The sequence below is a fragment of the Duganella sp. Root336D2 genome (assembly GCF_001425005.1).
In the GTDB taxonomy this organism is placed as follows: Bacteria; Pseudomonadota; Gammaproteobacteria; order Burkholderiales; family Burkholderiaceae_D; genus Rugamonas.
The window spans coordinates 1-8,382 of the sequence record NZ_LMDB01000020.1 but is presented as its reverse complement, the minus strand read 5'-3'; the positions used below and the strand labels follow the sequence as shown (position 1 = coordinate 8,382).

The following is an 8,382-nucleotide window of genomic DNA, read 5'->3' as shown; positions in this document are numbered from 1 at the left end:
TGTGTCCATAATTGAATTTGTGGGCACAACTGCTGTGCCAAAATTCGATCATGGATGGGGGCGATTCCTACGTCCAGACGGTGCTGGCTTTACGCTTACAGTTTTGTGCAATTGCATCCACTAGAAAGTCATTGAACGAATTCCAAGCAAGAGATGGTGAGCCATTTCCTTCCACATACTGATACACAGGAGGATCATCCCCATCAGAAATCTTAAAGTATGTAAACTCGTACCCTTGGTGCATCGAAAAGACAAATGCATCATCCGGAAGACTCGCATCTTCCTCATTCTCCCTCAGAAGTTGAATCGCGTCTTCTCTTAATCCGTCAAGTGCGGCAAAAAAGATATCCGTCCCGTTAAGAAACCGCCCCGCTCCCCGCCCAACTCCAGACAGGAATTCTCGATATTCTGAAGGCAAACTTTTTCCAATATTCGCTTCCAAGCGCGCAACTTCCTCAGGAGTCACGCCGCGCACCTCGTCAAGATGACATATTCCTGCGTCGACTAAAGATGAAATTAGGACTTCTTTTTTCATTATTACCTTCCTGGGCCATGAGTAACAATCACCCGAATGCCGGGGAATGCTTGTTCAAATTGAGGAACAACCCCCTTGCAAGAGATGCAAAGAGGCAGCTCCGAGAATAGATGCAATGTACCGATCGCATCGGGTTTCAATCGGCTCGCAAGATTCTCTAAAATCTTCACTTCTGAATCAAGTTCGCGCGTATTGTTACCTGTTGTAATCGAATCGAATCGACGTTTTTCAGGAGCACCGACTGTCCCCGGACGCGTAGCGTTCCCACTTATTCCTACCATTTCACCAGTTTCGCCGTTAATCTTAAATTCGGCAATCGCAATATTCCGCTTCGCTCCGATATCAAGCGACTGACGCAGCTGGTTTACTTTATCCAAAGAACTGTCAACAGTTCGAACTGGGAAATCTAAAGTCTGCACCGCCGGAGCGGAGCTTGAGGCTTTCGAACCTGGCAGCGATTTTCTATTCGTCTCCAGCCGAGCATAGTTGCCAGTGTCTGAAAACTCGGCTAGCCCCTTCCCCGCCCCTTCAGTTGAATTATCTAAAGTCTTCGTTGTCGCTGCAAGCTCGTCTCTTACTCCTGCATCAGTTGCCTTGACAGGGCGAGTGCCGAATTGAACTGGCGAGAGTCCCAACTCGTCAAAGTACGCTGGACGGAGAGGCCCGTAGAGTACTTCATCAAACGCATGGGATGCCGAGGCTGCCCCTGAGGTGCTGCCCGCAGACTTGGAAGCAGCGACAGGTATACGGCTCCCGGCAACTGCAAATTCTCCTTCTCGAACAACTGTGCCGACAACTCGGGCTGTATTCCATAACTCGTCAGCTCCGGCGAGCAATGCGGCACCCCGCGCTGCCACACCAAACGGCAATGAAAGAATATTGAGGGTTCGCTCAGTTTCATATGCTTGCCTTGCGCGGTAATCTTGCGTACCTCGATCACTTTCGATCAGAGCCGAGCTCCAAGGAGTTGCGGATGCTGCGGGCACCCGAGCGACTGCAGCCCCCGTTACTCCGTCGCGATACTGCCCAGCGCTTCGATCCAACTCCACGTATCCAGACGAGGTCTGGGGGTTGGTGTTATTCGACCCAGCAAAGTATTCTCCCGCGATCGAGTGCGCCTTTCCAGCGGCCACCTTCGCGGCCTCGAAGCTCGATGTTCCCAAGGCCCAGTATTCATCGGCACCGGATTTATCGCCTTGTTTAGCCAGGTTGTAGGAAATTTGGTAGAACGCAACGGATCGCGCCCGCAAGGCGTCTTCCATGCTTCTGCATTCTTTTACGTTGATGCACTCACCAACTTGATCGAGTACTTGTTTGCGGTACACCGCTGGCGTAATTTCCCTTTTACCCTGAAGGAAGTTGTTCTCCACCGCATTGGTCGCAACCTTTCCGCCAACTGCAGCGTCAAGTAAACTGGCGCCGGTCATTCCGGACAATAGTGCGCCGATAGCGCTTGATAACGCACTAACGTTGTTTACTTGGTCCGGCGTAAGCTTGTCACGTTGCAGTACACCATTGGCATCAAATGCCTGCGGGTACAGTTCTTTCGTCAAGACTTGCGCGGCAAGTTCTCCGCCGCCGCCGGCCAGCGCGCCACTGACTGCGCTGGAATTGTTGGCAACCGCCAGAGCTGCGCCGAGGACCGCATGACTTAAATTCTGCAGCGATTGGTTTTCGTTGCCTTCCTTCTTGAAGTAGTCGCCAATCTCGGCGGCGAGATATGGCGCCGCTGCATTTGCTGCAATCTGCGTGCTGGCCTGCCCTGCGACCGAGCCAACCAAAATGCCGGTGACAACATTCAGTGCGCGGCTCTTCTCACCGCCTACGCCCCACTCAGTCTGAACCAGTTTGGCGGCATCAATTGTTTTGGTTGCTTCTGCCTTCTGTTGATCCGTGCTGTTCGAATTGTTAAGTGTCTTTTGTGCCTCGACTTCTGCCTTGCGCGCTTCAGTCGCAATATCGCTTGCCACTTGTTTGGTGGTTGCGATCACCGTGCCAGCGGCGGCCGACATGGCTTGCTGATCCTTCAGGAGCTTCTGCAAATCAGGCAGCTTGTCGAGTGCGGTGTTGGCCTTGCTCGCATCGGTGTTGATGCCAAGGTCCTTCACGGAGTTCGTCGTTACACCGCCGATGTTGATCTTGCCGTCGGTGATTGTGGCGTAAGTGGTGGAGCTGTCACTGCCCTTCTCCACCATCGGCAGGCCTGGCGTCATGTTGCCACTCTTCGGGGTACCGTATAGCTGCGACTGGCTCAGCGACTTGGTGTTGCCATCCGCGTCCTTCGCGCCATATTCGCTGTCGCCGCTGATGCCACCGGCCACGCTGACGTTGCTGGCCGAGTACTTCATCTTGTTTTCGATGTCRGACGTKGTCAGCTTGTTGGTCGTCAGTTCRGAGGCGGCGGCGTTGTTGCTGGCGATGGCGCCGCCCTTCAGGTCGATCGTGTCGGCCTTGACGTGGTAGCCGCCGTCACCAGCGAACAGGCCCGATTGCTGGCCCACGCCTGCGTAGGTGCCGCTGCCCTTTTGTTGCGACAGGTTGCCGCTGGCACCCATGACACCAAACCCTACCTGCACGCGCACACCAGTATTCGTTTGCACGCTTTCAAACTGGCTGGTGTCTTGCAGGCTTTCGATGGCCAGCTTGCCGCCGACATCAGTGTTGATGGTGTTGGCGGTTGCCGATGCGCCTTTCAGCGTGGTGTCGCCTTTGCTCTTGATATTGATCGTGTCGGCTTTGAGCTCGGTGTTGTTGTTGATCGTGGTGTCGTTCTTGCTGTGGCCTTTGCCCACATTGACAGAGCCGTAGACGTACGCGCCGGTTTGCGCGCCGACCTGGAACCCAACACCTACTTCCGCGCCGGAACTCTTGTTTTTTCCATCGCTATGCAGGGTGCCCTGGCTGGCATCCAGCACGACGTTTTGAGCTGCATCCAGGCTCAGGGTTTTGCCGGCATTGAGCGCGGCGCCGGTAGCGTGGATGTCGCCAGTGGTGGCCGTCAGGGTCACGTTGCGGCCGCCGTTGATGGTACTGCCCTGTGCGGTGCTATCGCTGCCGCTGCTGGAATTGCTGCTACTGGCAAAGCCAATGCCAGCTTCGCCCTTGATCAGGACACCACTTTCCGTGCTGGCAGCCTGGTAGATGTTGGCGACTGCCGCCATGCTCTGCATGGCCTTCAAGCGGTCATCGGATTTGCGCGCTGCATTCACGTTGTTGACCAGGTCAATCAGCGGCGAGCTGACGCGGGCGAAGGCGCCGATTTTCAGGTCGCTGTTGGATTCCTGGTGGCTTCCGGTATTCTGCAGCGCCGTGATGTCGATCGTTTTGGCGGTGATGTTGACGTCATTCGCTGCCAGCACGTTGCTTGAAGTCTGGGCGTACTTCTCACCCGCGGTCAGGTTCACGTCGCCTTTCAGGCTGGAGACGTTGGAGGCAACCTGGGTCACCTGGTTGCTGTTGTCGCTGTGCTGTTCCTTGTGGTAGCCGGCAAAGCGTTCGGTGTCGGAAATGGCCACTTTGCCATCTGCCTTGTTCTTACTCTGGTTGGCGTTGTGGAGCGTGTCCTGCGCGCTGGTGATGGTCAGGTCGCGTGCGGCATTGATCGACAGGTTGCCTTCAGAAACCACGTTGGCGCCGGTCAGAGTGATGTCGCCGGCTTGCGTGGCAATGGTGGCGCTGCCGCCGACCGACAGCTTGGTACCGGTCACGGTGTCGGTACCGCCCTTGCCGTCGCCCTTGTTGTTCAGGATGCCGCCGCCCAGGAGGGTACGGTTATCGCTGACAAAGGCCGATTTCTTTGAATCTTGCGATCTGGTTTCCGTGGTATGGGCAACGTCAAACTTGATGCTGTCCTTGGCCAGCAGCAGCGCATTGCCTTCGGCGCTGATCTGCGCGCCCTGGCTGGTGATCGAACCATCTGTTGCAATGATGGTCAGGTCTTTGCCGGCAGTCAGGCTGCTGGTGCGCGCTTCGCTGACGGCGTGGTTTTGCGTGCTGTTCGAGCTCTTGGAGCCGAATTGCGTCGTAACGAAGGTCGTTGCCGCCTTGACGCCTTCGGCCAGGCCTTCTGCCTGGCTGAGTGACTTGCCGACGAAGTTGGAATTTTTGGTGTTCTCGGTATCGGACCGGTAAGCACTCCGGAAGGCTGCCAGCGGGTTAACCGTCAAGCCCATGGCAAAGCCGGCAGAGTTGCTCTGGGTGCTCGACTGGCTGACCGAATTGTTCTGCGCTGCGGCCAGGTCGACGTTCTTGCCGATCAGCGTCAGGTTTTCCTTGGCGGCGATGTCGGAGGCGACCACTTGCAAGGTTTCGCCGGATTTGAGCTTGACGCTGCCGCCAAGGGCGCCGATGCTGGAAGCCAGCTGCGTGACCGTCTCTTCCTCGCTTTGCGAGGAGGCCTTGGACTTCCCATATCCAGCACTCAGGTTGCCGGCCGAATAGTTGATGCTAATACCGGACTTCTTCTCCTGTCTGGTGCTCGATGTTTTGCTGGTTTCTTCTGCGCTGACGATCTTCAGGCCACCTTTGGCGTCGATGCTGAGGTCTTTATCGGCCAGCACGGTGCTGCCCTTGATCAGGGTATCGCCACCAATGGTGGCGACCACGTTGCCGCCTTTGATGCTGCTACCGATCGCCAGAGTGCTTGCGTCGTAATCTGTAGCATCGCTGCTGCTCTTCTTGACCGCGTTGCCCGATTTACGATGGATTTCAATATCCGAGAGGTGAGACTCGCTGACGCTGGTGATATTCAGGTCTTTGCTCGCCTTGAGCGTCAGCGTGCCGCCCGCAGCAAGCGTGCTGCCTTTGATGTTCAGGTCACTGCTTTGGTTGATGCCCGCATTGACCAGCAGGTCGCCAGTGGAAGCCACTTTAGCGCCTACCACCGCCTGATTTTCGTGGATCTGCTTATCCCAGTTTTTGGTGTTGGGATCACTCAGCAGACTGCTCTTTACTTCGTCGACCACGGCGGCGATGTTCACACTGCCGCCAGCCAGCAAATTGCCGGCTCCGGCACCGCTGGTTCCGATCGCCAACTGAGTACCGGTCAGGTTCAGGTTGCCCGTGGCGGCCATCAACAAATCGCCGCCAACGTTCACGCGGCTTAGCTGGTTGTAGGTAGCACTGTTGTCGATCGTGGAGCCATTCGCCTGGTAGTGATAGGCACTGCCGGTCTTTACCGTATCGAAGGTGATGTTGTTGCCAGCGAGGATGGAGGCGCTGCCTGCGTTGATCGCGCCGCCCAGGTCGGTCACATTGCGGCCGGCATCCATGATCAACTGGCCGGTGGCCGAAATCGTGCCCTGGTTGGAGAGCGACGTGAAGCTGCCGCCGTTCACTTTGGACGACCACTTGCTGTCTACGACCAGCGATTCGTTCCTGATATCGCGGCCGGCTTGCAGCGCAACGTCGCCGCACTTGATGCTGCCGCCTTTGTTGATGATGTCTTCGCCAGCCAGCAGGATCGTGCGGCCATTGCCGCTGTCGATCACGCCGCCCTGGTTCATGATGGTTTCGCTGACGTCGATCGTCACGCTGGCGCCGCTCACCAGCGCGCCGGTCGGCTTGACTGCATTGCCGCTGACGTGGGCCAGGTAGACTTTTGGCACCAGCACGGTTTCAATCGAACCATCCGGCAACTGCACGGTCTCGCTTTCCAGCCACACAATGTCGCTGGTCAGGCGGCTCACTTGCTCGGGGCTGAGCGAGATACCGGGACGCAGATTGAATTCCTGGGCGACGCTGGCGGCGTTGCTCAGCATTTGTTTGTACAGCTTATCGTCGCCTGGAGCGGCGCTTGGGGCGCGGCCGGTCAGTTTGGACAGCTGTTCGCGCACCAAGCGCTGCTCGTAGAAGCCGTCGCCCAGGCGTTTTTGCGTGGTCGCGTGGTCAACTGCCAGATTGTCCAGCAGGTAGTCGCTGCTGGTCCACTGGTCCTGCTTTGCAAATTGTGGGCGCGTCTCGAACAGGTATTCACCTTTCGGGTCCGGGTTGCGCAGGAACAGGCCGCCAGGCGAGATTTGCCGCACGCCGAGGATGCCTTGGCCCTGTACTGCGCTGGCGCTCTGCCCTACGGAAGCACCTGCCGCGGCGTTGACGTCACCAAGCGTGCTGCTGCGGGCCTGGTTCAATACGCGCCCGAACAGCGAGCCTTGGCGCGCAGGCCCGGCCGATTGCGCCGATCCAGCGGTATCCAGGCTGTTACCGGTGCCGCTGCCAGACGATGTGCCACCCGCCAGCAGTTGGTTGGACGTTCCGCTATTGCCGGATTGGTCGGCGCTGGCCAGATTGGCACCGGCGCCGGACGAACAGGCACCGCTACCGTTGCCGGCGCTGGCACTGGCATTTCCACCTGCGTTGGCTGCGGCATTGGTGCCGCTTCCAAGAACAGTTACCGAGTCACGAATGTTGCCGACCGTGCCGGCCGTTACGTCGATGATGCGGAAGCAGCGGGCGTTGATGTCGCCCTACGTTATTACCTGACAGGATTTCGAGTACGCCTCTAGCGATGTATTCGATTCTTGGTTGACGAAGTGAGTTGCCGTCCACAGGCGCCAGGAAAAACACTCGTCTATGCCGTACCACAAAAGCGGCCTTTTACTCAAAAATCAATCAAGGCGGCGTAAAAAAACCCAAAGGGGCTGAACATATATTGCACTTTCCGCCGCCTACTCGTGGCGCCGTCAAGCAAGAACGATGCCTCGCACCGACAGGAATCCCTGTTCGGCCACTCGAACGTTGCGCCGCCAGAAATCCCTATTTGAACAGGACACACACGTTCATGCGGCTGAACTGTTTGAGGGGCAATGTTAGGCCCGGGCTATTTCTTGGAGAAGAGCTCATAAAATTCTTGATTCTCCCAGTCATCATCGAATGCCTCAATCACTTTCTCTAATGGGCGGCCGGTGGCAATCGGATTGGACATCATTCGTATGTTGATCTCGGCCCATTCGCGCACTTCTGACCAGCGCAAAACATGCATGAGGAATGCCAACGGCTCATCACTAATTAAATTGGCTTCGAAAAGCGAGGTCAACAGCTTGAAAACTTGATGCCTCATTTCCGGCGCCCCTCTAATAATCTCGAGACAGCGGATGTAATTTGGCTCCGCCCTTTCAAACGAATACACCGTATTTAATATATGCTCTGCCTCGAGCAATTCACTCTTTAGCGCATTCATTGTCATTGCTTCATCCATTTTCCACCTCTCGCCAACGACGAATCAAATTTCCAAACTTTAAACTGAAACTTATCAGTCGCATCTAAGCCTATCTTACTGAAAAGGCAGATTCCGCAATGTCCTTAATTTGTGGGCCAGATGGCTGATAGTGCCCCGATGCATTGTCGAGCCATTTGATCTTTCCGTTATAAAGTTGAACTTCGCCTGCCGCCTGTACTCGCATGTTATTCGTAAGACTAGTATGCGGTGACTTCCCAAGCACAAGAGAGCCGTCCTCAAGTATGACGTAATTCAAATTCCCACTCATGGTCTTCAGCGCTACTGGCGAGACAATTTTCGGGTCTGCTATCTTATCTTGAGGGAACTTGTTATCAAAAAGGACCTTCTCCAATGCTGCTGTGCTATTTGTACTGTTCGCTGTTGGTCGCGAGCCAACAGCTGCCCCTCCCGTTGGCGAAGAATTTGTCGCGTTTCCGTTCAAAGATGAGCCGCCATTAGCAGACTGTCCAGCCGACTTAGCTTCGGCCTCTTCGGACCCCGAGGAATACAAGACACTGTTAGGTAGCTGCCAAGTATGCGTCCAGCCATTCCACCTTCACAGCGGGTTTAGGACTGAGTAGAGTTCGGGAATGGCAACAACGAATCGATCTGACTGTTGGGGCACGTCGGG

At 56.0% G+C, this 8,382-nt stretch carries 3 protein-coding genes; all 3 read right to left on the bottom strand.

Going from position 1 to position 8,382, the window contains the following annotated elements; translation table 11 throughout:
• Nucleotides 1-67 precede the first annotated feature (67 nt).
• Complete coding sequence (locus tag ASD07_RS15775) at nucleotides 68-535, bottom strand: SMI1/KNR4 family protein (RefSeq protein ID WP_055932185.1); 468 nt, start codon at nucleotides 533-535, stop codon at nucleotides 68-70.
• A gap of 2 nt (nucleotides 536-537) precedes the next feature.
• A complete protein-coding gene (locus ASD07_RS15770) occupies nucleotides 538-6,663 on the bottom strand; it encodes a hemagglutinin repeat-containing protein (RefSeq protein ID WP_055932182.1) in 6,126 nt (2,041 codons plus the stop codon).
• A gap of 689 nt (nucleotides 6,664-7,352) precedes the next feature.
• Nucleotides 7,353-7,730, bottom strand: coding sequence for a hypothetical protein (locus tag ASD07_RS15765; RefSeq protein WP_055932179.1), 378 nt, complete (start codon nucleotides 7,728-7,730; stop codon nucleotides 7,353-7,355).
• Between the last annotated feature and the right edge of the window lie 652 nt (nucleotides 7,731-8,382).